Raw genomic sequence first — 23,884 nt, 5'->3', positions numbered from 1 at the left:
GGGTTCCGGGTCAGAAACGCACGCGCAGCGCGGCGTCGATCTGGGTGCTGAGGCCGACTGCGCGATATTCCGAGCCGCTGCCGGCGAACGCGTGGGTCAGGGCGAAATCGAGGCTGGTGCGCTTGCCGATGTCGGCCACCACCTGCGCGATGGTCAGCAGCCCCTTGTCCTGCGGCGAGTAGATGCCGCGGATCGAATACTCGACGTGGCCGATCTTCTTGCCGGCGCGCACGAACAGGTAGTCGCGCAGGCTGCCGTCCACGCTGACCGCGTCGGCGGTGGCGCCCAGTCCCGCCAGCGCGAGGTTCGGCGCGGCCGCCAGCAGCGCGTGATTGGCGTTGATCGAGTTGACGATGCGGCGCCACTGGCTCGCGTCGTAGCGCGCCTCGTCGTGCGACCACTCGACGATCAGCGAGACGTTGCCGGGCAGCGCGCTTTGCAGGCCGAGCGCGCTGCGCCACATGTACTGGCGGTCGTTGCGGCGGTCGACGAGGTCATAGGCGTCGGCCTGGTCGAGCGGCGTGCCGTCGGCCAGGAAGCGCGGCACCGCGCGGGTGGTGCCGCGCTCGATCCAGCCGCTCGCATAGACCGTGCTCGACTTGCCGACGTCGAGCGAGAGCGTGCCGCCGGTGCCGCCGTGCTCGGCGTGGCGGCCGGCCAGCAGCGAGGCGGAGCCGCCGTCCCAGTTGGTGGCCACGCGCAGCAGTTGGGTCGCGCCCTCGACGTCGCGGTTGTCGACGTCGCCGCGCAGGCTGCGGTTCCAGCCCGCGATGGCCTGCACCGTGGTGGTCTCGCCCGCCCACTTCAGGTCGACCAGCGGCGTGCCCTCGACGTCGCCGTAGCGATCGTAGATGTCGGCCGAGGCCGCGCGCTTCTGGAAGAAGCCGAGCGGGAAGAAGGCCTGCGAGGTGTCGAGCGCGTCGATGCGCTTGCCGGCCGTGACGCTCAGGCCGTTGTCGAAGGCGTAGCGCAGGCCGGCTTCGTTGAAGCGGCTGGCCTGCGCGCCGAGCGAGTGGTCGGCGGCCACCAGGCGCGCGTTGGCGAACAGGTTCTCGCCGTCGAGCCGGAACAGCGCGGCGGCCTCCTGGTGGTCGCGCGGTTCGCTGCCGATCAGGTCGGCGAGCAGCGCGTGGCCGTCGAAGGCATCGACGCTGCGCACGTAGCCGACCCCGCTGACGCTGCCGAGCTGGTCCATCAGCGATTCCCCCCTTGCCGCGACGGCATGGCAGGCGAGCGCCAGCGCGGCGCCGAGGCAGGCACCGGCGCGCGCGGCGCGCGGCGTGCCGGCGATGGCGGCCGGGCTGGCCAGGCGCATGGGGCGGCGGGGGCACGGAGCATGGCGGTCGGCCTCACTGCGCATCGGCGAGCGTGTCGGGATTGAACCAGCCCGACGGAATCCGGTGCGGCTTGCCGTCGAGGATGTCGACGACGCTGGCGCGCTGTTTCTCGACCTCGTTGCGGTACGTGATCTGGCGGATCACCTTGCGGCCGTCCACCTCGACCGGCGTGGCGAAGTCGGCGCTGCGGAACAGCAGGCCGCTGGCGAGGAAGAACTGCGCGCGAATCGGCACGTCGGTGCCGGTGGCCACCCACAGCTTGATGCTCGGGTAGACGTTGTCGGGATCGGTGGCGGCGAGGTCCAGCTCGGTGGCCGCGCGGCCGTCGATGGTGGCGGCCGCGCCGGTCGTGGCGCGATAGCTGTCGGCCCAGTGGGTGCGCGTGATGTCGCTGATCACCACCTCGCCCTGCAGCCGCTGCATGCCGTTGATGCGCACCGCGCTGCGCGTGTTGGGCACGTAGAACCAGTGGCCGCGCGTGGTGGCCAGGTACTTCTGGCCGTCGTTCTCGCCGCTGCGGGTGAGCGCCAGCGTGTCGCCGTTGGCGCGCGTGTAGACCAGGTAGCGCGTCGCGTCGTCCTGCTGCTGGCCTACCAGGTTGGTGATGCGGATGTCGGTCTGCGTGTCCGAGCTGGTGCTGCGATAGGCGTCGGCGCGTGCCAGCATGGTCTGCGCGGCGGGCTGGTCGGCGGCCAGCGCGCGGGGCGCGGACAGCAGCGCCAGCGTGCCCGCGCAGAGCGTCAGGGCGGTGCCGAAGGCGGCGAGCAGCGTGCGCGGCGGCGGGAGGCGAAGCATCATGATGCGAGACCCTCGATGATGTTGCGTTTGGCGAGCCCGAGCGTGGCGAAGCCGGCGGCGGCGATACCGAGCACCACGAAGGCGGCCTCGACGGCGGCCACCGCGGCCGGCGTCACGGCGAATTCGAGCAGGATCGGCTTGACGCGCCCCGGGGGCGGCGGGAGATGGATCTGGGCGTGATTGAGCGCGAGCATCGCGAGCACCGCGCAGGCGATGCCGAGCGCCGCGCCGATCAGGCCCAGCAGCGCGGTTTCCTGGACCAGCACCCAGCGCACCGTGGCGGTCGGCACGCCGATCGCGCGCAGCGTGGAGATTTCGCGGCGCCGCTCGACGATGCTCATCAGGATCCAGTTGCTCATCGACAGCAGGATGGTCAGCGAGAGGATCGCGCCGAACACCGAGAACTGGTTGCGATAGAGCGAGACGATCTGGTGGTAGAGCGAGACCAGCTGGTCCCAGCTGCGCACGTCGAGCGCGGGCAGGGCGGCGCGCAGCGCGGCGACCGCGGCCGGGGTGGCGCCGGTGTGCGTCAGGAAGATCGCCAGGCGCGAGACGCGGTCGGTGCGCAGCAGCGCCTGCGCGGCCGGCAGCGTGATGTTGACGATGCGCTCGTCGACATCCTTGGTGCCGGTGCTCATCACGCCGACGATCTGCGCGTCGGTGGCGTTGATGCCGCCGTGCGCGGTCGACACCATCAGCTGCACCACCGAGCCGGTGTGCACGCCGAGCTTGCGGGCCAGCTCGGCGCCGACCACCACCTCGGTGCCCGGCGCCGACGGCGACAGGTAGCGTCCCGACAGCACCGCGTGATAGTCGAAGTAGCCCGGCGGCTCGCGGGCCGGCTCGACGCCCACGCCGACGAAGCCGTAGCTGAGGTCGCCGTTCGAGATCAGGCCGTCGAAGTCGATCTCGCGAGCGGTGGTGGCCACGCCCGGCAGCGCGGCCACGGCGCGTTGCGCATCGGCCTGCTCGGCGGCGCTCAGGCCGTATTGCAGGGGCTTCTCGCCGATCAGGTCGAGGTAGCCGCGGTGCATCACCTGCAGGTGGCCGACGCCGCTGTCGATCGAGCCCTCGCGCACCGCGTCGAAGGTCGCCGCCACGTAGCCGAGCGCGATGCTGGCGGCGAACGCGGCCACGCCGATCATCGCCATGGTCAGGAGGGTTCGGCGCCGGTTGCGCCAGAGGTTACGCCACGCGTACGTCAGCCAGTTCACCTTGAGCTCCCAGAATGCCGTCGCGCATCTCGATGCGGCGGGGCAGGCGCGCGCACAGACGTTCGTCGTGCGAAGCGATCAGAAAGGCCGTGCCGAGCGTGCGGTTGGTGTTCAGCACCAGTTCGGCGACGGCTTGTGCATTGGCGCTGTCGAGGCTGGCGGTCGGCTCGTCGGCGATTACCAGCGCCGGCTCCTTGGCCAGCGCCCGCGCCAGCGCCACGCGCTGCTGCTCGCCGCCCGAGAGCTGGCCGGGCCGGTGCCGCTCGCGCGCGGACAGGCCCACCGCGTCCAGCATCGCGCGCGCCTGTTCGCGACGCGTGCGCGGCGTGCCCCAGGCGAAGCAGCCCAGTTCGACGTTCTCCAGTGCCGACAGCACCGGAATCAGGTTGAAGTGCTGGAACACGAAGCCGATCCGCTCGCGGCGCACGCGCTCGAGCGCGGCCGGCGAGTCGTCGATCTCGCGGCCCTCCAGCCGGCGCGTGCCCGAGCTCGGCACGTCGAGGAAGCCGGCCAGGTTGAGCAGGGTGCTCTTGCCGCTGCCCGAGGGGCCGACCAGCGCGACCACGTCGCCGCGCCGGATCACCAGGTCCGCGTCGCGCACCGCCACCAGTTTCTCGGCGCCCGCGTAGCGGCGCGTGACGCCGAGCAGCTCGAGGACGATCGGCGCCGCGTCGAGCGGCGGCTGGCTCAGGTCGGTCATGCCAGTGCTCCCTGCAGCGCCGGCTTGCCGGCCGCCGTGGCGGGCGCTGCCACCAGGGACAGCGCGCCCTGCGTGTACAGCTCGCGGCACTTCAGGCGCTGCAGCTTGCCGCTGGTGGTGCGCGGCAGCGAGCCGGGTTCGACGAAGCAGAGGTCCTGCGCCGCGAAGCCGATGCGTGCGCCCAGCAGTTGCTGGCATTCCAGGCGGGTCTGCGCGCTGGCGTCCACCGGGCGCGTCTCGATCGCCACCACCAGGCGCTCGGTGCCGCTGGCCGTATCGGGGCAGCCGAAGGCGATGCAGGTGCTCTTGCGCAGCAGCGGATGCGCGCTCAGCGCGTCCTCGATCTCGTGGGGGAAGTAGTTGCTGCCGCGAATGATGATCACTTCCTTCTTGCGGCCGAGGATGTAGAGCTGCTCGTCGGCGACATAGCCAATGTCGCCGGTCAGGAAGGCGCCGTTCGGCGTCAGCGGCGCGACGATCTCGCCGCTGCCGGCGTCGAGGTAGCCGAGCATCAGCGAGCTGCCGCGAATCGCGATCTCGCCGGCCTGCCGCTCGGCGAGCGTCGCGCCGTGCTCGTCGACGATCTCGTAGCGCATGCCGGGAATCGGCTTGCCCATCGCCAGCACGAGCTCGCGCTCCGGCGCCGGCGCGTCGGCCGCGGCCGGCGCCACCGCCTCGGCCGCGCGCCGCTCGATCAGGGCGCGCTTGTCGATGGCGTCGGCGATCACGTAGGGCGCGCCCTCGATCCGGCCCGCGTGCCAGGCGCGATGCATCGAGACCGCCAGCGTCGATTCGGCCATGCCGTAGCACGGCTGCAAGGCCGAGGCATCGAGGCCATGCGGCGCGAAGGTGGTGGCGAAGTCGCGCAGCGTATCGGCGTCGACGCGTTCGCCGCCGATGAAGATGTTCCGGCAGGCCGACAGGTCGATGCCTTCCATGGCGGCGGCATTGAAGCGGCGCACGCAGTAGCGCAGTGCGAAGGTCGGCACCGAGGTGGTGGTGGCGCGCGTCGCGGCGATGCGCTTGAGCCAGCCGAGCGGGTTGCGGATGAAGCTGTTGGGCTGCATGAACAGCAGCGGCGCGCGATAGTGCAGGTTCGACAGCAGCGTGAGCAGCCCCATGTCGTGGTAGAGCGGCAGCCACGAGACGGTGCCGTCGCCCTGCTCGATATCGAACAGCACCGCGCCGCCGATGCCGAGCACGTTTGCGATCACGTTGGCGTGGCTCAGCACGGCTGCCTTCGGATGCGAGGTCGAGCCCGAGGTCAGTTGCACGTGATGCGGATCGTTGCCGGACTTGGCGCTGATGACGGGCTGCGCGCCGGCCTCGGCGGCGGCCGCGAAGCTGGCGGCGTCGATCACCCGGGTGCCGGCCGAGACGACGGGCGCGGCCTGCCAGACCGGCGCGAGCGCGTCGAGGCCGATGGCCAGGCGCGGGCGGTACAGCTCGCAGGCCACCTCGGCCACCTGCCGGCCCTCGCCGCTGCGTTTCGCCGGGACCGGCACCGTGCACGGCAGCGCGCCCGCCATCACGCAGGCCATCATCGCGACCGCGTGCTCGACCGAGGCGGGCAGGGCCAGCATCACGATGTCGTTCTCGCGGATGCCGAGCTCGCGCAGCGCGCCGGCATGGCGCAGCACCGCTTCGGCGAAGCCGCGGTAGTCGATCGAGGTCTCTTGCCCGGCGTCGTCGACGAAACGCATGCGATGCGCGGCACCGGGGCCGCCCTCGAGCGCATCGAGCAGACGATGGGTTGTGGAAGCGCAATGTGTCACGGCTGGCCCTCCTGGATGAGCGGGGCGCAGGCCCCGTCGAACGGAGTCGATTCTTGTCGCAACTGGCGAGGCGCGACAAACGCAATCTCGGCAGGCTATGCATGCGTGCCATGCATCCACGCCGCGCGCGGCGCCGCGGGCCTGCCTCGGCGGGCGGTTCATGCCTGGGCCTCATGCATCGCGTTCGGAAAAGTCGCTTGTCCGTGCCGCGTGTCGTACCAACAATGGGGGACGACGCAGGGGCCATCGCACGCGCGGCCGCGGCGCGTGATCCACGCGTATCAGAATGACGTTCCGATCCTCGCCGTCGATGGGTTCGCGGCGGGTGCGTGCCGCGCGCAAGGCGCCCGCGTGCGCATGCCGTGTCCGGCGCCGCCCGGGATTCGACGACGATGCTTTATCCGGAACTGTATCAATCGCTCGAGGCAGTACGCTGGAACATGCATGCCGACATCGACTGGCACGCCTTCGATGCGGCGCGGCTCAGCGACGAGCAGGCCATCACGATTCGCATGAACGCGATCACCGAGTGGTCGGCGCTGCCGGCCACCGAGATGTTCCTGCGCGACAACCGGCACGACAGCGATTTCTCCGCCTTCATGAGCATCTGGTTCTTCGAGGAGCAGAAGCACTCGCTGGTGCTGATGGAGTACCTGCGCCGCTTCCGGCCCGAGCTGGTGCCGACCGAGGCCGAACTGCACGCGGTGCGCTTCGAGTTCGATCCGGCGCCCCCGCTGGAAACGCTGATGCTGCATTTCTGCGGCGAGATCCGCCTGAACCACTGGTATCGCCGCGCGGCCGAGTGGCATACCGAGCCGGTGATCCGCCAGGTCTACGAGATCATTTCGCGCGACGAGGCCCGCCACGGCGGCGCCTACCTGCGCTATATGAAGCAGGCGCTGGCGCGCCAGGGCGATGTCGCGCGCGCCGCGTTCGCCAAGCTCGGCGTGCTGATGGCCTCGGCGCGCCGCACCGAGAAGCCCCTGCATCCCACCAACCTGCACGTGAACCAGTCGCTGTTCCCGCGCGATACCGTGCAGTCGCGCCTGCCCGATCCGGCGTGGCTCGAGCGCTGGCTCGACGAGCAGATCCGCTTCGACGGCGAATGGGAGAAAAAAGTGGTCGACCGGATCCTGCACAACCTGTCGATCCTGTTCGAGCGTCCGATTGCGTCGGTGCAGGAATTGAACCGCTATCGCAAGGAGGTGGTCGCGCGCCTGCCCGCCCGCGACGCCATGCACGGCGGCGACGGGCAGGCGGAACCTGCTTGCGGCGTGACCATGCCGGCCTGAGGGCGGGCCGGGCACGCGCAGGCCCGGACGCGCGCGCGAATCCATAGCCCGTGCATCGCCCGTGGTGAACCGGTTCCGGTTGCCGCGCGGCGATTTTTCGTTTACCTCCCCGGTGTGAACAATTGGATTGGCGATTAATCGGCTATTTCTTTATGGACGATTCATTGAGTTATGGGTTTATGGATTTTTCGATGTGGCAGTATTGATTCATTGAACGATTTGCCGGATTGATGCCATGCGGGTGGCGCGGATAACCGGATTTGTTTGTTGTTGGAAATGAAATCGTCGGGAAAATGTATGGTTAAGAAATTTGAGAGTTGACGGGTGATTCTATGACTTCTCTTGCCGGGCAAGCGATTCCATGGAGTGGAATAATATCCGGAGAGGATTGCCTGGCAGGCTTCGGCGGAAGATTCGTCAATCTTCGGAGTGAATCCAATTCGATTTGCGATTTCATTTTCATATATTTCAAATATATAACATCAATTGTATTCGAGAATTTACTCGTTCGATTTTGGAAATGCTGGTAGATTGCATTCTGGAAATGATGGCGTCATGATTCGGCATGACGATGAGGTTTTTGAGTTGACGGGCGGAGTTGGCGTATCGCACTCCGAAATAACATCCGCGTCGCATCGCCGACGGCGGAAACAATGAGGGCATGGCCCACCGCGGGCCTGGCGCCGAGGACCACATGCGGCGCATCGATGTGAGAGGTCGCAGTATGGCAAGTGCAAAACGTTTGAAGAACCTGCCGTCGCTCGATTTTCTGAGAGGTTTCGAATGCGCGGCACGTCATCTGAGCTTTACCAAGGCCGGCCAGGAGTTGAACGTCACGCAGTCGGCCGTGAGCCGCCAGGTCAAGGCGCTCGAGGAGCGGCTGCGGATCGAGCTGTTCCACCGGCACATCCGCGCGCTGACGCTCACCGACGAGGGGCGCGCCTTGTATGGCGCGATCTCGGGCGCGCTGTCGGATATCGAGCACGCGATCGATGCGCTTTCCGAGTGCGTCGCGCAGCGCGCCGTCTCCTTGTCCACCACGGCCTCGTTTGCGGCCTTGTGGCTGATTCCGCGCCTCAGTTCGTTTCGCGTGAAGCACCCCGATATCGACGTGCGCGTGTCCGCCACCAATGAAATCGAGGATATCAGGCGCAAGCGCTTGAACTTCGCAGTCCGATATATCGCGCCGGACATGCTGGCGCCGGGCATGCGCGTGTTGTTCCGCGAGCGCGTGGTGGCGGTCTGCAGCCCGAGCCTGGCCAGCGCGCACGGCATGCCGATCCGCACGCCCGCCGATCTCGAGCGCCACGTGCTGCTGCACATGGGCGACGCGCGCGGCCAGGCGCCGTGGTATTCCTGGAGCACCTTGCAGAAGGCGCTGGGCGTGCCGCGCATGAAGCAGGCCGGCGGCCTGACTTTCAGCCAGTACGACCAGCTGGTGCAGGCGGCGGTGGATGGACATGGCATCGCGATCGGCCGTCGGCCGCTGGTGGACGGGCTGATCCGCCAGGGGCGCCTGGTCGAGCTGTTCGGCGATTGCTCGGTGCCGTCGGGCAGCTACGTGCTGCTCAACAACGACGAGATGTCGGGCAGCGCCGACGCGGCGGTGCTGGTCGACTGGCTGCTCGGCGAGGCGGGGCGGCACGGTGCGCCGCGCATCGCCAGGGCCGAACCGATCGCGATCGGCGAGGGCGCCGCGCCGCGGCTGCACAGCGTCGGTTGAGGCGCTGGCGCGCCCCCTGCCGGCTGGCGGCGGCTCCTCAGTTCGCGTTCACCAGCGACGGGTCGATATAAGTCGGCACATCCTGCGCCTGCTTGTAGACCGCGTTGCGCACGTTGAAGCGATCGGCATTGACGGTCGAGCCGTAGATCGAATCCAGCCCCGTGCCCTTGTGGAAGGCCTGCTTCGCGGCGGCCGCGTCCAGCAGGTGGGTACCCTTCAGGAGCGGCAGGTACTGCTCCGGCGTGAGTCCGACGCGCGCGGCCATGATCTTCACCGCATCGGCCTGGGTCTTCGGATCGGCGATATAGGCCACGCAGCGATACCAGACCCGGATCACCTTGGCCCAGTCGGCGCGGCGCGCCGCGAGGCTGGTGGGCGAGACCGACAGCGCATCGTAGATCAGGCCCGGCGCATCGGCCGAGGTGAAGATCGGCCGCGCGCCCGGCACGCGCTTGAGCGCCTCGCCCGCGTTCGGCTGCCAGGCCGCCACCGCCGCGATATCGGGCGCCGAGCCCAGCACCTGCGGCAGCTCGTTGGTCTTGGCGTTGACCAGGGTGACGTCGCCGTCCTTCATGCCGTGCTTCTGCAGCGCGGTCTCGACCAGCAGGTGGTCCACCAGGCCCAGCTCGACGCCGATCTTTCTGCCTTTCAACTGCTCGACGCTGCGCAGCGGCGGCTTGGCGATGATCATGTCGTTGCCGGCCGAGTAATCGGTCAGCAGGATCATGGTGTTCTTCGCGCCCGAGGCGCCGGTCACCAGCGCGTCGCCGTTGGTGACCGTCACCGCGTCGAGCTTGCCGGCCGAGAAGGCGTCGAGCGAGGCCGAATAGTCGAACCACTCGAAGTCGACGTCCACTCCCGCGTCCTTGAACCAGCCCTTGTCGAGCGCGACCTGGAACGCGACCCAGCCCGGCCAGTCGCTATAGCCGATCTTCAGCGGCGGCGCCGCGTGCGCGAGCGGCGCGGCGCAGAGGGCGGACAGCGCGCCGGCCAGCGCGACGGCATGCAGCGCGCGGCGCGCGGGAGCGGCGGACCGGACGGGTGGGACGAGCGGGGCGGGACGGGAGGAGCAGGCGGCCAGCAGGCGGCGCAGGGCAGAGGCAAAGCGGTTCATCGTGAACTCCGGCGTATCTGGGATGGCGTGACGTCGAACCGGCCCGCGCATCGCGCGGGCCGCTGGCGTGGCCGGATCTCCGGAATCGGTGCGGAACGAAAAAACGGCCACGGAGAGGCGCGGTAGCGATCGCTACGCTGCTCTCCCGGGCTTTTGTCCCGCCGTGTAGCACGTGTCCCGCGCATCGCGCGCCGGCCCGTGCCGGGCTGCTCTCGGACCAGGCATCGCGCTCGCGCGCGACCGGAACCCTAGCACCCCTAAGATGCGACTTCGCCGCACCTCTCGATCGCTGGTCGAGCGAAAAGCATGCCAGCGACGTGCGGCCCGATTCAGCGGGCGCCGTCCTCGCGAGCGGCGCGGGCCAGCGTGTCGCGGCGCGCGGCGCGCTGCAATTCGATGAAGCGCGCGGCAAACAGCAGGGCCAGCGCGTTGCGCAAGCTCAGCATGGTCTTCATTCCGGTCTCCTCGGGGATGGCGATGCGAGAGGCCGTGCAATGGCCGTGCCATCCCGCGATTCGCGGCTTGCGCAGGCAGGTGCAAGGCGCTTGAAAGCAGGCTGGGCGCGGTGCTGCGCCGGCTTGTGTGTGCCGTCTCGCGCGGCCCTCGCGATGCGCGTCGACGGTGCGCGCCGCGCATGGCCGTGGTGCGCGGGCCCGGGCGCATGCACGATGCGAGGGCGTGGCGCCGCTCGCGCCGATGCCGTCCAGGCCTTGGCACGCAAGCCGCGCGAAAACCCCCGCGCGCCAGCGCCGCCGCCCCTCGCTGCCCCTCGCCGCCGCTCCAACCCGCCGCGCCGCCATCGCTTCCCCGTCACTGGCACGCAAATCGCTTGATAGCGAACCGAGAGGTGCGAAGCGATTTGCATCATCTTCAGGATCGCTAGGGTTCCGGTCGCGTGCGAGCGCGATGCCTGGTCCGAGAGCGTTCCGGTCTTGCCGACGGCCTCGTCCGAGGTCGCGGCGAGGCTCCACGGAGGGATAAAAGCCCGGGAGGTCGCGATGACGTCATCGTCCTCTCATGCCATCCCATCCGATCCCAGGAGCCTCGATGACTTCCCAATCCCTCCCGCCGATCCCGCACGTGCTGTGGGAAACGCTGATCCCGGCCGGCACCCACTGGTCGGGCTGCCTGCGGCGCGGCCTGGCGCTGCGCATTGTCGATCTCGAAGGCGGCGCGAACCTGGCTGCCGTGTTCCATCGCCAGGAAGACCTGCTCGAGCGCTACAACATGGCCGACACGCTCAAGGCGCAGCACACCGCCCATCTGACTGCCGGCCATGCGCTGCATACCGACATGGGCCGCGTGATCGCCTCGATCACGGCCGACACGCTCGGCTGGCACGATCCGCTCGGCGGGGTGGGCGATGCCGCGCTGTTCGCCGCCAAGTACGGCAGCACGCAATACCAGCAGCAGCGCAACGCGATGATCCGCAACGGCCGCGACAGCCTGGTGCTCGAACTCGCCAAGCACGGGCTCGGCCTGCGCGACCTGGCCGCCAACGTGAATTTCTTCAGCCGGCTGGCCAGCGGCGCCGACGGCGAGCTCGAGTTCGTGGCCGCTCACTCGGCGCCCGGCAGCGCCTTCGACCTGCGCTTCGAGATGAACACGCTGGCCGCCTTCTCGAGCGCTCCGCATCCGCTCGACCCGTCTTCCACCTACGCGCCCCGCCCGGTGAAGCTGATCGCCTACCGCGCCTATCCGGCCGACGGCGCGGCCGGCGCCGACGACATCTGCCGCAACTCGCGCCCGGAGAACGGCCGCGCCTTCATCAACACCGACCGCCTGTTCGCCTGAGGAGCGCCGCCATGACGATCATCGAAAGCCGTCTCGATCCGCGCGACGCGAGCTACGACCACACGCTGCCCTCGGGCGAGCCCTGGCTGCACGAGCTCAAGCAGGGGCAGGTGCTGCGCATCCTCGACCTGGAAGGCAACCAGGCTGTCGACACGCTGTTCTACAGCAGCCACGATCCGGCCGAGCGCTACAGCGCGCAGGACACGATCCGCGCGCAGCGACGGATCTACCTCGGCGCCGGCAGCGTGCTGATGTCGAACCTCGGCCGCCCGCTGGCCACCATCGTGGCCGATACCTGCGGGCGCCACGACACGCTGGGCGGCGCCTGCGCGGCCGAGAGCAATACCGTGCGCTACGCGCTGGAGAAGCGCCACATGCACAACTGCCGCGACTCCTTCCTGAAGGCCATCACGCATTGCAGTTGCGGCGTCGGTACGCGCCTGTCCAAGCGCGACCTGGTGGGCAACGTCAACTTCTTCATGAACGTGCCGGTGACGCCCGAGGGCGGCCTGAGCTTCGAGGACGGCATCTCCGCGCCCGGCAAGTACGTGGAGATGCGTGCCGAGCAGGACCTCACGGTGCTGATCTCGAACTGCCCACAGCTCAACAATCCCTGCAACGGCTACAACCCCACGCCGGTGCGGCTGACGATTTGGGAGGCGCGATGAGATTCGCCAAGGTGCTGGTCGCCAATCGCGGCGAGATCGCCTGTCGCGTGATCCGCACGCTCAGGCGGCTGGGCATCGCCTCGGTGGCGGTCTATTCCGAAGCGGATCGGCACGCGCCGCATGTCGGCCTGGCCGACCAGGCGGTCTGCATCGGCCCCGCCGGCGCCGCCGACAGCTACCTGAGGATGGAGGCGATCCTGGCCGCCGCGCGCGAGACCGGCGCGCAGGCGATCCATCCCGGCTACGGCTTCCTGTCCGAGAACCCGGCCTTCGCCGAGGCCTGCGAGGCGGCCGGGCTGCGCTTCATCGGGCCGCGCGCCGCGCAGATGCGCGCCTTCGGGCTCAAGCACAGTGCCCGCGAGATCGCGCGCGAGCAGGGCGTGCCGCTGCTGCCGGGCACCGGCTTGCTGGCCGACGCGGCGGCCGCGCTGGAAGCCGCCGGGCGGATCGGTTATCCGGTGATGCTCAAGAGCACGGCCGGCGGCGGCGGGATCGGCATGTCGCTGTGCCGCGATGCCGGGCAACTGGCCGCTGCCTTCGAGACCGTCGCGCGGCTGGGCGCGGCGAACTTCGCGAACGCCGGCGTGTTCGTCGAGAAGTACGTCGAGGCCGCGCGCCATATCGAGGTGCAGATCTTCGGCGACGGGCGCGGCGAGGTGATCGCGCTCGGCGAACGCGACTGCTCGGTGCAGCGGCGCAACCAGAAGGTGATCGAGGAGACGCCGGCGCCGGGCCTGAGCGAGGCCGAGCGCGCCGAGCTGCATGCCGGCGCGGTGCGGCTCGCGAAGGCGGTCAGTTACGCTTCGGCGGGCACCGTCGAATACGTGTTCGACGCCGAGGCGCGCCGCTTCTATTTCCTGGAGGTGAATACGCGCCTGCAGGTCGAGCACTGCGTGACCGAGGAGGTGACCGGCACCGACCTGGTGGAATGGATGATCCTCGAGGCCGAGGGCGACCTGCCGCCGCTCGCCGCGCTGGCAGCCAATGCCTTGCCGCGCGGCGCGAGCATCCAGGTGCGGCTCTACGCCGAGGATCCGAACAAGCGCTTCCAGCCCAGCGCGGGCCTGCTCACGCATGTCGAGTTCCCGGCCGGGGCGCGCGTGGAGAGCTGGGTCGAGGCCGGCACCGAGGTCAGCGCCCATTACGATCCGCTGCTGGCCAAGCTGATCGTGGCGGGCGACACGCGCGAGGCCGCGCTCGCGAAGCTGCGCGATGCGCTGGCGCGTACCACGCTGTATGGCATCGAGACCAATCTCGACTACCTGCGCGCGATCGTCGGCTCGGACACCTTCGCGCGCGCCGCGCAGACCACCGCCTTCCTGTCGCGCTTCGTGTTCGCGCCGCATACCGTCGACGTGCTCGACGGCGGCATCCAGACCACCGTGCAGCAGACGCCGGGCCGCATCGGCTACTGGAATATCGGCGTGCCGCCCTCGGGCCCGATGGACGACCGTTCCTTCGACCTGGCCAACCGCCTGCTCGGCAACCCCGCCGAGGCGGCCGGGCTCGAATTCACCATGGTCGGCGCGACGCTGCGCTTCAACTGCGCGACGCTGTTCGTGCTCGGCGGCGCCGCGTTCGCGGCCACCCTCGACGGCGAGCCGGTGCCGGCCTGGCAGGTCCGGCGCGCCGCGCCCGGCGCCGTGCTCAAGCTCGGCGGCGTGACGGGGCCCGGCGTGCGCGCCTGCCTGGCCGTGAAGGGCGGCCTGCAGGTGCCCGACTACCTGGGCAGCAAGGCCACCTTCACGCTGGGCCAGTTCGGCGGCCATGCGGGGCGCGCGCTGCGCAAGGGCGACGTGCTGCATCTCGACGCCGGCGCCGGGCGCGGCGAGGCCGGCGCGGTGCTGGCCGAGCACGAGCGGCCGCAACTGACCCAGGCCTGGACGCTGGGCGTGCTCGACGGGCCGCACGGCGCGCCCGACTTCTTCACGCCCGACGATATCGCGATGCTCTACGACACGGCCTGGGTGGTGCACTACAACTCGAGCCGCACGGGCGTGCGCCTGGTCGGGCCGAAGCCGTGCTGGGCCCGCAGCGACGGCGGCGAGGCCGGGCTGCATCCCTCCAACATCCACGACAACGCCTATGCGATCGGCGCGGTCGATTTCACCGGCGACATGCCGGTGATCCTCGGCCCGGACGGTCCGAGCCTGGGCGGCTTCGTGTGCCCGGTGACGGTGGTGCGCGACGAGCTGTGGAAGCTCGGGCAACTGCGGCCCGGCGATACGGTGCGCTTCGCGCCGGCCGCGCGCGATACCGTTCCCGTCGCGGAGGAAACCGCCGCCGCCGAGATCGATGCACGCGCAACCAAGCCGCTTACGGCGCTCGATTGCGTGCTGCTGCGCGATCCGGATGCCGGGCGCGGCATCGGCGTGGTCTACCGCCGCTCCGGCGACAGCAACGTGCTGATCGAATACGGCCCGCCCGTGCTCGACCTCGAACTGCGTTTTCGCGTGCATGCGCTGATGGGCTGGCTGCAAGCGCATCCGCTGCCCGGCATCGTCGATCTCACGCCGGGGATCCGCTCGCTGCAGGTCCATGTCGATCCCGATCGGCTGCCGATCGCGCGGCTGCTCGAGCACCTGCGCCGCGCCGAGCACGAGCTGCCCGACGATGCCGAGGCGCGCGTGCCGAACCGCATCGTGCACCTGCCGCTGTCCTGGGACGATCCCTCGACGCGGATCGCGATCGAGCGCTACATGCAGTCGGTGCGCCCCGACGCGCCCTGGTGCCCCAGCAATATCGAATTCATCCGCCGCATCAACGGACTCGATTCGATCGAGGACGTCAAGCGCATCGTGTTCGACGCGCGCTATCTCGTGATGGGGCTCGGCGACGTCTACCTCGGCGCGCCGGTGGCCACGCCGCTCGATCCGCGCCACCGGCTGGTGACCACCAAGTACAACCCGGCGCGCACCTGGACGCCGGAAAACGCGGTCGGCATCGGCGGGGCGTATCTGTGCGTCTACGGCATGGAAGGGCCGGGCGGCTACCAGTTCGTCGGCCGCACCGTGCAGATGTGGAACCGCTATCGCAGCACGCGCGAGTTCGAGCCCGGCAAGCCCTGGCTGCTGCGCTTCTTCGACGAGATCCGCTTTTACGAGGTCAGCGAGGCCGAGCTGGCCGCCTTGCGCGAGGACTTCACCGCGGGCCGCGCGAGCCTGCGCATCGAGCCATCGAGCTTCGACCTCGGCGAATACCGGCGCTTCCTGTGCGACCAGGCCGATTCGATCGCCGCCTTCAAGACGCGCCAGCAGGCCGCCTTCGATGCCGAGCGCGAACGCTGGCGGCTGACGGGCCAGGCCGATTACGTCGACGAAACCTCGGCCGGCGGCGGGGAGGGGAGCGCGAACCCGGCGGCGGCCGACGCGCTGGACCCGGCCCGCCGCGCGGTGACGGCCGACGTCTCGGGCTCGGTCTGGAAGCTGCTGGTGGAGGTGGGCGCGACGGTGGCCGAGGGCGAGCCGATCGCGATCCTCGAATCGATGAAGATGGAGGTGACGGTGCAGGCCGCCGAGGCGGGCGTGATCGACGCGATCGATTGCGCGGTGGGCGCGCCGGTGGCGGCGGGGCAGCGCCTGATGGTGATCCGCACCGGCGAGGCGGTGAGCGCCTGAAGGCGCTGGCCGCCGTGCCCGAATCCGCAGCCCGATCAACGTACCGCGCCGCCTGGGAAGGTGGCGCGGTCAACCTGGAGAACGGAATGAACACCGTCCCCCGACGTACCGACCGCAGCAATCGCGCCCCTCGCACCGACTGGCTCTCGGTGCGTCGCGAGCTGTCCCCCCGCGCCCGCTGGACGCTAGGCCTGGGCTCCTTCCTGCTGCCGCTGCTGGTGTGGTGCGTGATCAGCTACGTGCCCTTCGTCTGGCATCCGCAGATGCTGATCACCAATCCCGGCAGCGTCGATTATTTCCAGCCCGGCATGCGCGTCGATCGCGCCGTGTTCGACGACGAACTCGCCCACGCGCGCGAGGCGCATGCCGCGCCGCCGGCCGGCATTCGCGCGAACCCGGTCTACCTGCCGGCGCCGCACGAGGTGCTGCGCGCCTTCTACACGGCCTTCACGACGCCGCCGGCCTCGCGCGAGGGCGTGTGGCTGCACCAGAGCCTCTGGCACAGCATCCAGGTGATCTTCTGGGGCTTCGTGATCTCCTCGGCGCTGGGCGTGCCGATCGGCATCCTGTGCGGCGTGTTCGGCGCGGTGGCGCGCCTGAACGAGCCCTTCCTCGAGTTCTTCCGCTACCTGCCCGCGCCCGCCTTCGGCGCGCTGATGGTGGCCGTGCTCGGCATCTACGACGCGCCGAAGATCGCCATCATCGTGATCGGCACCTTCTTCCAGCAGGTGTTGATCGTCGCCAACACCACGCGCAAACTCGACTACGCGCTGTTCGAGGCGGCCATGACGCTGGGTGCGAAGAAGCCGGGGCTGGTCGCGCACGTGGCGATCCCCGGCATCCTGCCCGACCTCTATCGCGACCAGCGCATCCTGCTGGGCTGGGCCTGGACCTATCTGATCGTCGCGGAGCTGGTGGGCACCAGCTCGGGCATCACCTGGTACATCAGCCAGCAGGCGCGCTACCAGCATTTCGACAATGTCTACGCGGCGATCCTGATGATCGGGATCATCGGCCTGGGCACCGACATCGTGCTCGGCCTGCTGGGCCGCAAGCTGTTTCCATGGGACCGCGCGCAGCGCGCCTGAGGCGAGCGCGTGCCTTGCCCGATGAATCCGATCGACCGACCCTGCCAGATGCCGAGGCGACCATGCAGAACCCCCAAGCCGTTCCGTCCTACCTGATCCAGTCCGATGCCGTGCGCGAGCGTTTCGACAAGCTCAAGGCGCGCGAGGTGATCCTCGAGGTCAACGACCTCGGCAAGCGCTACCGCAGCCCGCAGGGCGAGTGCGTCGCGCTCGACGGCATCCGCTTTCGCACGCACCGGCGCGAGTTCGTCTGCGTGATCGGGCCGTCGGGCTGCGGCAAGTCCACCCTGATCCGGATCCTGGCCGGGCTCGATACCCAGACCAGCGGCGAGGTGCTGCTCGACGGCAAGCCGGTGCATGGCCCCGGCGCGGATCGCGGCATGGTGTTCCAGGGCTATACGCTGTTTCCCTGGCTGAGCGTGAAGAAGAACGTGATGTTCGGACTGCGCATGAACGGCAGCAGCCGCGGCGAGGCCGAGCGCGAGGCGCTGCAATGGCTCGACCTGGTGGGACTGACGAAGTTCGCCGAGGTCTATCCGCACCAGCTCTCGGGCGGCATGAAGCAGCGCGTGGCGATCGCGCGGGCGCTGGCGAACCGGCCGCGCATCCTGCTGATGGACGAGCCCTTCGGCGCGCTGGACGCGCAGACGCGCGCGAAGATGCAGTCGCACCTGCTCGACATCTGGCGCAACATCGACATCACGATCCTGTTCATCACCCACGATCTGGACGAGGCGATCCTGCTGGCGGACCGGATCCTGGTGCTCAAGGCGAACCCGGGCGCGGTGCAGGAGCTGATCGAGGTGCCGGTGCCGCGCCCGCGCGGCGCGGGGCAGATGAATACGCCCGAGTTCCTCGCCACCAAGGCGCGGCTCGAGGCGCTGATCCATCCGCCCGAGCCGGCCGGCGAGGCGGCGGCCGAGGACGAGGTCCGGCCGCATCTGATCCGGCTGACCGACGTGGCCGACAATGTCGAATGAGCGTGGAATGAGCGTCGAACGAGCGTCGCGTGCCTGGTTCGACGTATCGGCCGGCGCCGGCTCGCCGGTGCCGCGCTCAGCGCGCCGGCTGCGGCTGCGCCACCGCCTTGGTGTAGTCGGCGGCCGGGCCCGAGGGCGGCGCCAGCGACGCATCGCTGGCCCAGTCGGTCGGCGTCGACGACAGCGTGTAGCGCAGCGTGCCGCCGTCGGCGATCGCCGCGATCGGCAGCCACGAGCCCTGGTAGGTCTTGCCGTTCAGCTCCACCGACTTGATGTAGGGCTTGTTGTTGACCAGCGCCTCGTCGTCGGCCTCGATGCGCAGCTTCTTGCGGCCGTCGTCGAGCCAGACCGTCATGCCCTTGAACTGCGGCGTGGACATCGCCAGCCCCGGCGCGGACGGCACCACCGGATAGAGGCCCAGGCTCGCCCACAGATAGAAGCCCGAGGTCGCGCCGAGGTCGTCGTTGCCGGGCAGCCCGCCGGGCGTGTTGAAGAAGGTCTTGTTCATCACCAGCGGGATCACGAACTGCGTGAGCTGCGGCTTGCCGGTCCAGTTGTAGGCCCAGGGCGTCTGCAGCGAGGGCTCGTTGCCGATGTAGAGCGTGGTGCCGTCCTGGCCGCTGTTGAGCGTGGCGGCGCTCGGCAGCGGGCCGTTGAACGGGTCGCTCTGGCTCAGGCCGAACAAGGTGTTCAGGCGCGCGATGGCGGCCTGCTTGCCGCCCAGGCGATTGATCAGCTCCGTGTAGTCGTGGCCGATGGTCCAGGTGTAGTTGGGCTCGGTCGATTCGTGGAAGCCGCCGTTGTCCAGGCCGCTGTAGACCCAGTTGCCGCTCGCGTCCTTCGGCACCAGCCCGCTGGTTTCGCCGCCGTTGTAGTTCTGGCCCGGCGGGATGCTGGCGTTGAAGATGTGGGTCCAGTTGCGCGCGCGGCCATGCAGGGTGGCCACGCTGCTGGCGTCCTCGGCGCGGCCCAGCGCGGCCAGGAAGTTGGCCACCGATTCGTCGGTGGCGGTCAGCTCCAGCGTCATCGAGCCCGCGTGATGGCTGGCCGCCGCGTTGGTCGAGACATAGCCGTTCTTCTGGTAGAAGCTGCCGATGCTACTCACGCCCACCGTGTCGTCCACCGCCGCCATGTTGTTGCAGGCGCCCTCGACGAAGGCGCTGCCGGGCCCGCCGGTGCCGAAGGCCGATTGCAGCATGTAGCCGCGCGCCGTGCCGATATCGAAACCGCGCGCGCCGAAGGCGTAGGCGGCCGCGATCACGTTGGGCGCGTGGTCGCCTTCCATCGGCTTGGTGTCGTCCGAGCCGTCCACCCAGTGCGGGAAGGCTCCGCATTGCTTCGCGTCGGCCACCAGCGACTGCATCATGTCGCTGGTTTCACCAGGGAACAGCAGCGCCTGCAACTGCGTTTCCGAGCGATAGGTGTCCCACAGCGAGAAGCCCGAATAATGCGTGCGATAGGCGTTCGGATTTCCCGGCACCGGATATTGCGCGACGTTGGCCACGTCGCGCGCCGGCGCCGTGTTGCCCGGCGCGTTGAGATTGCCCTGGCGCATGCTGCGGTATTCGCCGTTCACGTCGCTGTAGACGGTCGGCCCGGCCATGGTGTGGTAGAGCGCCGTGTAGAACTGCGTGACGTAGTTGCGCGCCGCGCTCGCCTTGCTGCCCAGCGCATCGATCGCGCCGCCTTGCGCGAGGTCGAGCTGGATGGTGTTGAGCCGGTGGTTCCAGACGGCATCCTGGTCGGACCTGACCGTGTCGAAGGACCAGCCCGGGTTTTCCGTCTGCAGGTTCAGCTTGGCGTTCGCGACGCTGACCGAGGAGATGCCGATCTTCACCTGCACCACCGTCGCGCTGCCCGGCTTCGCCGCGAAGCCGGCGGTGGTCACGCCGTTGACGGTGCTGGTGGTCCTGGCGTCGAGCGGCGCGTCGAAGGCCATGTAGAAATACACGGGCTTGTACCAGGTGCCGCCGCAGAACGCGCCCACCACGGTCTGGCCCGAGACGGTATTGGCCTGCGTGTCCGCCGCGATGTTGACGAGCGAGGGCGAGACGCCGGACTTCATGCCGTTGCTGAGCCGTGCGTTGACCACCAGCTTGGGCGTGGTGCCAGCCGGGAAGGTGAGGCGCGCCATGCCGGTGCGCGTGGTGGCGGTGAATTCGTTGACGATGCCGTTGCCGGTCTTGACGCGGTAGTAGCCGGGCGAGGCGCTTTCGTCGCTGTGCGAGAAGTTCAGCGTGCCGCCGCCCGGGATCATCGCCACCGCGCCCTGGCCGCGACAGCCGGGGCCGTTCAGGTGCGTGAGGCTGAAGAAGTTGATGGTCTTGTCCTGGTAGTAGTAGCCGCCCGAGCCGTTGCCCCAGGGTTGCCCGCTGCCCGGCGTGTCGGGGCCGAAGCTGACCATGCCGAACGGCGTCTGCGCGGCCGGATTCAGGTTGCCGGGATAGAGGCCGCCGGCATCGGGCGCGCCGGTGCCGATGAAGACGTTGACGAATTTCGTCAGGCCGGGGATGTCGGTGCGCGCGACCTGCTGCGCGCCGTTGCCGGCCGGCGTGGTGGCGCCGGCTTCGCCGGACGGGCCGCCGATGCCGGTCGGCCGGCTCTGGCTGGCCACCGAGGCGGGTGAGGAATCGAGGTCGCCGTTGCAGCCGGCGAGCAGGGCGATGCCTATCGCCGCCGCGAGTGTCAGGGTCTTGCGCATGCTTTGCCTCCAGGTGTTATCGATTCTTGTGCGTGTCGAGGCGCGATGCGACGCGTGACGCTCGCGCTCTTTGGAATCACGTGGAGTGTGCCTCGGGAGCGGCTTTAGCGGCTAATTGGAAAATTCCCTGATTTTTTCGAAATTTAGGTAAACAAAACGGCTGTTTATAAAATCTCGATCGATGCGGTGGATAAGCTGTAATTCTGACCCGCGATTGAATTGGAAATGGAAATAATTTCGCTGCCGCTCGCCGGGGAAGGCTTCCTGCAGTCGATCCCGTCGTGATCATGATGCAATGCAATATCCCGGTTTTCGGAATCGATGGGAAATGCCGTTTCCCGTCGGACGACATTCATTTCCGGAAATGCGGTGGAAATTGCCTGGGGAAATTGAATCGGAAATGGAAAGGGGCGGCATCGAACGATGCCGCATTGATGAGCGAGGGGAGTCAGTGGCCGGGCCCGGGCGGGCCCGGCGCGATCAGAACGACACGGTGGTGGTCAGCGTGACGAGGCGCGGCTCGCCCACGGCGATGATCAGGTTGCTGTTGCTCGACGGGTAGTAGACCTTGTTGAACAGGTTGTTGACGTTGAGCTGGACCTTGGTCGGGAACTTGCCGATCCTGGTCTCGTAGGCGGCGAACGCGTCCACCAGCGCATAACCGGGCAGCGTGAAGCTGTTGGCGGTATCGCCCGCGCGGCGGCCGACGAAGTGCGCGCCGGCGCCGAAGCGCCATTGGCCCGGCAGCGAGGCGATGCTGGTGTCGTAGACCGCGAACAGGCTGCCGGTATGGCGCGCCGCGTTGACCAGCGGCACGTTGGCCTGGCGGTCGATCGCGTCGGTGTAGGCGTAGCTGCCGATCACGCTCCAGTGGCGCGTGATCTGGCCGGCCAGGTCGAGCTCGACACCGCGCGAGCGCGCCGCGCCGATCGTCTGCGAGACGCCGTTGACGGTCACCGCCACGTTGCGCTTGTCGATCTGGTAGAGCGCCAGCGTGCCCGTCAAGCTGTGGTTCAGCTCGAACTTCAGGCCCGTCTCCACCGAGCGGCCGGTGGTGGGCGGCAGCGGCGCGAGGCCGTCCACCGAGGAGTTCGGCACGAAGGAGCGGCTGGTGTTCACATAGGCCGACAGGCCCGGCGTGAGCGCGTAGACCAGGCCCAGCGTGGGCAGCCAGACATGGCCGTGCGAATCGTCGGCTACCACGAAGGGGCGGCCCTGTCCCGCGAACTGCTGCCAGTTCTCCAGGCGGATCCCGGCCACCGCGGTGAGCCGCCCGGTCAGGTGCACGTTGTCCTGCGCCATGAACGAGTAGGTGTGGGTCTTCCACAGGTTGTCGCTCTGCGTGGCGCTCGGCACCACGCCCGGCGGCAGCAGGCCATAGACCGGATCGAAGATCGTGAAGCCCTTGGTGGCGGTACCCCGGATCGTGTCGCCGCGGAATTCGCGGCGACGTTCGTACTCCGTACCGAAGTAGAGATCGTTGCGGATGCCGCCCAGCGTCAGGTTGCCGAGCAGGCCGATCGAGGCGATCTGGTTCGAATCGTTGCGGCCGAGGTTGGCATCGGCGGTGCGCGTGAGCGCGCCGGTGGCGCTGTTGAAGGCGGTGGCGCGCGTGATGTACTGGCCGTAGCGATCGCGGCCCCAGCTGTAGGCGGCGCGCACGCGCCAGTTGTCGCTGAGCTGGTGCTCGACCTTGGCCTGGAACATCTCCTGGATGCCGCTGCTCTGCGCCCAGGCTTCCTCGTAGCGGCGCGAGGCCAGCGCATCGTCGAGCCGGCCGTTGACCAGCACCGTGCCGCGATCGAAGGGCGTGGTGTAGTCGGCGTACTGGTAGCGGATCTCGATCGAGGTGCGCGCGTCGTGCCAGGACAGCGCCGGCGCGATCAGCGAGTCGCGTTCGCGGCCGAAGGTGCGCCAGTACTGGCTGGTGTTGTCCTCGCCGGTCAGGCGGAAGGCCAGCGTGCCGCCCGCCACCTGGCCCACGCCGCCGATCGGGCCGGTCAGGTCGAAGCTGCCGCCGGCGCCGCCGTGGTTGGTCTTCGAGGCCGAGATCGAGCCGCTGTATTCGTCCTCCGGCTTGCGCGTGATCAGGTTGATCACGCCGCCCGGCTCCTGCACGCCGTACAGCAGCGAGGTCGGCCCCTTCAGCACCTCGACGCGGTCGATCGCGGCCAGGTAGTTGTGCAGCACCGGCGAGCGCATGCCGTCCACCAGGATCGAGCCGTCGTCGTTGTTGCCGAAGCCGCGCTTGATGAAGGCGTCGCGCGTGCCGCCCAGCGTATTGGTCTGCACGATGCCGCTGACGTTGGAGAGCACGTCGTCGAGCGAGCGCGCGTGCTGGTCCTCGATCACCGTGCTGCTGACCACCGCCACCGCCTGCGGCACCTTCATCACCGACTGGTTCGGGAAGCCGGTGACCGAGGTGGTGCGCGGCTGGTAGCCGACGGTCGGCTCGGCGGCGGCCGCGCCGCGCACGCTGACGGTCGGCAGCGTGTGCGCCGCCGCGGCTTCGGTGGCCGGCGCGGCGCCGCTCGCGGCAATCGCCGGCGCGGCGGGCGCGGCCGTGCCGCTGGCGTCGGCGGCCGAGGCGGCCGACGTGTGGGCGGCGCCCGCGAGCGCGAGCGTCAGGGCGGTCGCGTGCAGCGGCCGGCGCGCCGCCATGCGGCGCCGGGATGGTCTGTTGGTTGGCATCGTGTCGAAATCGCGGTGGTTCGGTCGGCATGGTGCGATCGCACGCATGACCGGATGCGGATAGTAACGTTAATGAGAATGGTTATCAATATTGAAATAATGACGGTCGGCGTGCGCGGGGCTGCAACGAAATCGGGGGAAGCGAGTGCGCGGGCCCGTGCGACGAGGCTGGGCGGGCCGCGAGGAGATTCGGGACGGCGGGGGGAAAAGCGTGGGTGGGGAGGTTCGTGGCGCCCGACAGGGCCGGTCCAGCCTGGTGCCGGCGCGGGCGCCCGGGGGGGGGGGGGGGGCCCGCCCCCCCCCCCCCCCCGCCCCCCCCCCCCCCCCGGCGAGGGGGGAAACCCGACCACCCCCGGAAGGGGGGGGGGGGTGCGAGACTGCCAGGAAAAAAC

At 69.2% G+C, this 23,884-nt stretch carries 16 protein-coding genes and 2 riboswitches; of the genes, 7 read left to right on the top strand and 9 right to left on the bottom strand.

All coding sequences use genetic code 11. From position 1 onward, the window contains the following. Window positions 1-10: 10 nt before the first annotated feature. Genes FB600_RS32720 through FB600_RS32700 form a run of 5 tightly spaced genes read right to left on the bottom strand, consistent with a single transcriptional unit; the run spans window position 11 to window position 5,824 of the window. A complete protein-coding gene (locus FB600_RS32720) occupies window positions 11-1,360 on the bottom strand; it encodes a hypothetical protein (protein WP_409995243.1) in 1,350 nt (449 codons plus the stop codon). Next, window positions 1,350-2,135 carry an outer membrane lipoprotein-sorting protein gene (locus FB600_RS32715; protein WP_227742686.1) on the bottom strand — a complete coding sequence of 262 codons (786 nt, stop codon included), beginning with the start codon at window positions 2,133-2,135 and terminating at the stop codon, window positions 1,350-1,352. The genes FB600_RS32720 and FB600_RS32715 overlap by 11 nt, the downstream gene beginning before the upstream one ends. Further along, a complete protein-coding gene (locus tag FB600_RS32710; RefSeq protein ID WP_096751835.1) occupies window positions 2,132-3,349 on the bottom strand; it encodes an ABC transporter permease in 1,218 nt (405 codons plus the stop codon). The genes FB600_RS32715 and FB600_RS32710 overlap by 4 nt, the downstream gene beginning before the upstream one ends. Next, window positions 3,321-4,049 (bottom strand): ABC transporter ATP-binding protein, encoded by a 729-nt coding sequence (locus FB600_RS32705; RefSeq protein ID WP_025099951.1) that lies wholly within the window; start codon window positions 4,047-4,049, stop codon window positions 3,321-3,323. The genes FB600_RS32710 and FB600_RS32705 overlap by 29 nt, the downstream gene beginning before the upstream one ends. Next, entirely contained in the window at window positions 4,046-5,824 is a 1,779-nt protein-coding gene (locus FB600_RS32700; protein WP_186467882.1) for an AMP-binding protein, read from the bottom strand. The genes FB600_RS32705 and FB600_RS32700 overlap by 4 nt, the downstream gene beginning before the upstream one ends. A 392-nt stretch (window positions 5,825-6,216) precedes the next feature. Between FB600_RS32700 and FB600_RS32695 the strand changes: the two genes are divergently transcribed. Further along, a complete protein-coding gene (locus FB600_RS32695; protein ID WP_096751833.1) occupies window positions 6,217-7,116 on the top strand; it encodes a diiron oxygenase in 900 nt (299 codons plus the stop codon). A gap of 742 nt (window positions 7,117-7,858) precedes the next feature. Continuing rightward, a complete protein-coding gene (locus FB600_RS32690; protein WP_227742685.1) occupies window positions 7,859-8,839 on the top strand; it encodes a LysR substrate-binding domain-containing protein in 981 nt (326 codons plus the stop codon). A gap of 37 nt (window positions 8,840-8,876) precedes the next feature. Here FB600_RS32690 and FB600_RS32685 read toward each other — a convergent pair whose 3' ends face one another. Next, on the bottom strand, window positions 8,877-9,953 hold the full coding sequence (locus tag FB600_RS32685) for an ABC transporter substrate-binding protein (RefSeq protein ID WP_145757618.1): 1,077 nt from the start codon (window positions 9,951-9,953) through the stop codon (window positions 8,877-8,879). A gap of 140 nt (window positions 9,954-10,093) precedes the next feature. Beyond that, window positions 10,094-10,216: riboswitch (guanidine-I (ykkC/yxkD leader) on the bottom strand. Window positions 10,217-10,282: 66 nt separating this feature from the next. Next, on the bottom strand, window positions 10,283-10,408 hold the full coding sequence (locus FB600_RS37945; RefSeq protein WP_258182171.1) for a hypothetical protein: 126 nt from the start codon (window positions 10,406-10,408) through the stop codon (window positions 10,283-10,285). A gap of 413 nt (window positions 10,409-10,821) precedes the next feature. Beyond that, a riboswitch (guanidine-I (ykkC/yxkD leader) is annotated at window positions 10,822-10,947 on the top strand. 53 nt (window positions 10,948-11,000) lie between these two features. On the opposite strand from FB600_RS37945, the gene FB600_RS32680 reads away from it, so the two are divergent. The 5 genes from FB600_RS32680 to FB600_RS32660 all read left to right on the top strand — a co-directional run bounded on the left by FB600_RS32680 (window position 11,001) and on the right by FB600_RS32660 (window position 18,100). Next, window positions 11,001-11,747 carry an urea amidolyase associated protein UAAP1 gene (locus FB600_RS32680; RefSeq protein ID WP_017919768.1) on the top strand — a complete coding sequence of 249 codons (747 nt, stop codon included), beginning with the start codon at window positions 11,001-11,003 and terminating at the stop codon, window positions 11,745-11,747. Between the two features lie 11 nt (window positions 11,748-11,758). Continuing rightward, window positions 11,759-12,415, top strand: coding sequence for an urea amidolyase associated protein UAAP2 (locus FB600_RS32675; RefSeq protein ID WP_013691315.1), 657 nt, complete (start codon window positions 11,759-11,761; stop codon window positions 12,413-12,415). Next, the gene (uca, locus tag FB600_RS32670; RefSeq protein WP_145757619.1) at window positions 12,412-16,032 is read left to right on the top strand and encodes an urea carboxylase; all 3,621 of its coding nucleotides are present in this window, start codon (window positions 12,412-12,414) and stop codon (window positions 16,030-16,032) included. Before FB600_RS32675 ends, uca begins: the two co-directional genes overlap by 4 nt. An 86-nt stretch (window positions 16,033-16,118) precedes the next feature. Continuing rightward, entirely contained in the window at window positions 16,119-17,120 is a 1,002-nt protein-coding gene (locus tag FB600_RS32665) for an ABC transporter permease (protein ID WP_013691313.1), read from the top strand. A 62-nt stretch (window positions 17,121-17,182) separates the two neighbouring features. Further along, window positions 17,183-18,100, top strand: coding sequence for an ABC transporter ATP-binding protein (locus FB600_RS32660; RefSeq protein WP_036057126.1), 918 nt, complete (start codon window positions 17,183-17,185; stop codon window positions 18,098-18,100). 76 nt (window positions 18,101-18,176) lie between these two features. On the opposite strand, the gene FB600_RS32655 is transcribed toward FB600_RS32660, so the two are convergent. Further along, the gene (locus FB600_RS32655) at window positions 18,177-20,801 is read right to left on the bottom strand and encodes a GH92 family glycosyl hydrolase (protein ID WP_145757620.1); all 2,625 of its coding nucleotides are present in this window, start codon (window positions 20,799-20,801) and stop codon (window positions 18,177-18,179) included. A gap of 480 nt (window positions 20,802-21,281) precedes the next feature. Beyond that, a complete protein-coding gene (locus tag FB600_RS32650) occupies window positions 21,282-23,492 on the bottom strand; it encodes a TonB-dependent siderophore receptor (protein ID WP_409995244.1) in 2,211 nt (736 codons plus the stop codon). Window positions 23,493-23,884 lie beyond the last annotated feature (392 nt).

This window comes from Burkholderia sp. SJZ089 (assembly GCF_007828315.1).
GTDB classification, from domain to species: domain Bacteria; phylum Pseudomonadota; class Gammaproteobacteria; order Burkholderiales; family Burkholderiaceae; genus Burkholderia; species Burkholderia gladioli.
This window is presented reverse-complemented; position numbering and strand designations above follow the sequence as displayed.

What these genes read in the sequence shown, in the direction of transcription:
- FB600_RS32720 (WP_409995243.1), bottom strand. Translation starts at nt 1,360, where the DNA reads ATGCGCAGTGAGGCCGACCGCCATGCTCCGTGCCCCCGCCGCCCCATG.
- FB600_RS32715 (WP_227742686.1), bottom strand. Translation starts at nt 2,135, where the DNA reads ATGATGCTTCGCCTCCCGCCGCCGCGCACGCTGCTCGCCGCCTTCGGC.
- FB600_RS32705 (WP_025099951.1), bottom strand. Translation starts at nt 4,049, where the DNA reads ATGACCGACCTGAGCCAGCCGCCGCTCGACGCGGCGCCGATCGTCCTC.
- FB600_RS32695 (WP_096751833.1), top strand. Translation starts at nt 6,217, where the DNA reads ATGCTTTATCCGGAACTGTATCAATCGCTCGAGGCAGTACGCTGGAAC.
- FB600_RS32685 (WP_145757618.1), bottom strand. Translation starts at nt 9,953, where the DNA reads ATGAACCGCTTTGCCTCTGCCCTGCGCCGCCTGCTGGCCGCCTGCTCC.
- FB600_RS37945 (WP_258182171.1), bottom strand. Translation starts at nt 10,408, where the DNA reads ATGAAGACCATGCTGAGCTTGCGCAACGCGCTGGCCCTGCTGTTTGCC.
- FB600_RS32680 (WP_017919768.1), top strand. Translation starts at nt 11,001, where the DNA reads ATGACTTCCCAATCCCTCCCGCCGATCCCGCACGTGCTGTGGGAAACG.
- FB600_RS32675 (WP_013691315.1), top strand. Translation starts at nt 11,759, where the DNA reads ATGACGATCATCGAAAGCCGTCTCGATCCGCGCGACGCGAGCTACGAC.
- uca (WP_145757619.1), top strand. Translation starts at nt 12,412, where the DNA reads ATGAGATTCGCCAAGGTGCTGGTCGCCAATCGCGGCGAGATCGCCTGT.
- FB600_RS32665 (WP_013691313.1), top strand. Translation starts at nt 16,119, where the DNA reads ATGAACACCGTCCCCCGACGTACCGACCGCAGCAATCGCGCCCCTCGC.
- FB600_RS32660 (WP_036057126.1), top strand. Translation starts at nt 17,183, where the DNA reads ATGCAGAACCCCCAAGCCGTTCCGTCCTACCTGATCCAGTCCGATGCC.
- FB600_RS32655 (WP_145757620.1), bottom strand. Translation starts at nt 20,801, where the DNA reads ATGCGCAAGACCCTGACACTCGCGGCGGCGATAGGCATCGCCCTGCTC.
- FB600_RS32650 (WP_409995244.1), bottom strand. Translation starts at nt 23,492, where the DNA reads ATGCCAACCAACAGACCATCCCGGCGCCGCATGGCGGCGCGCCGGCCG.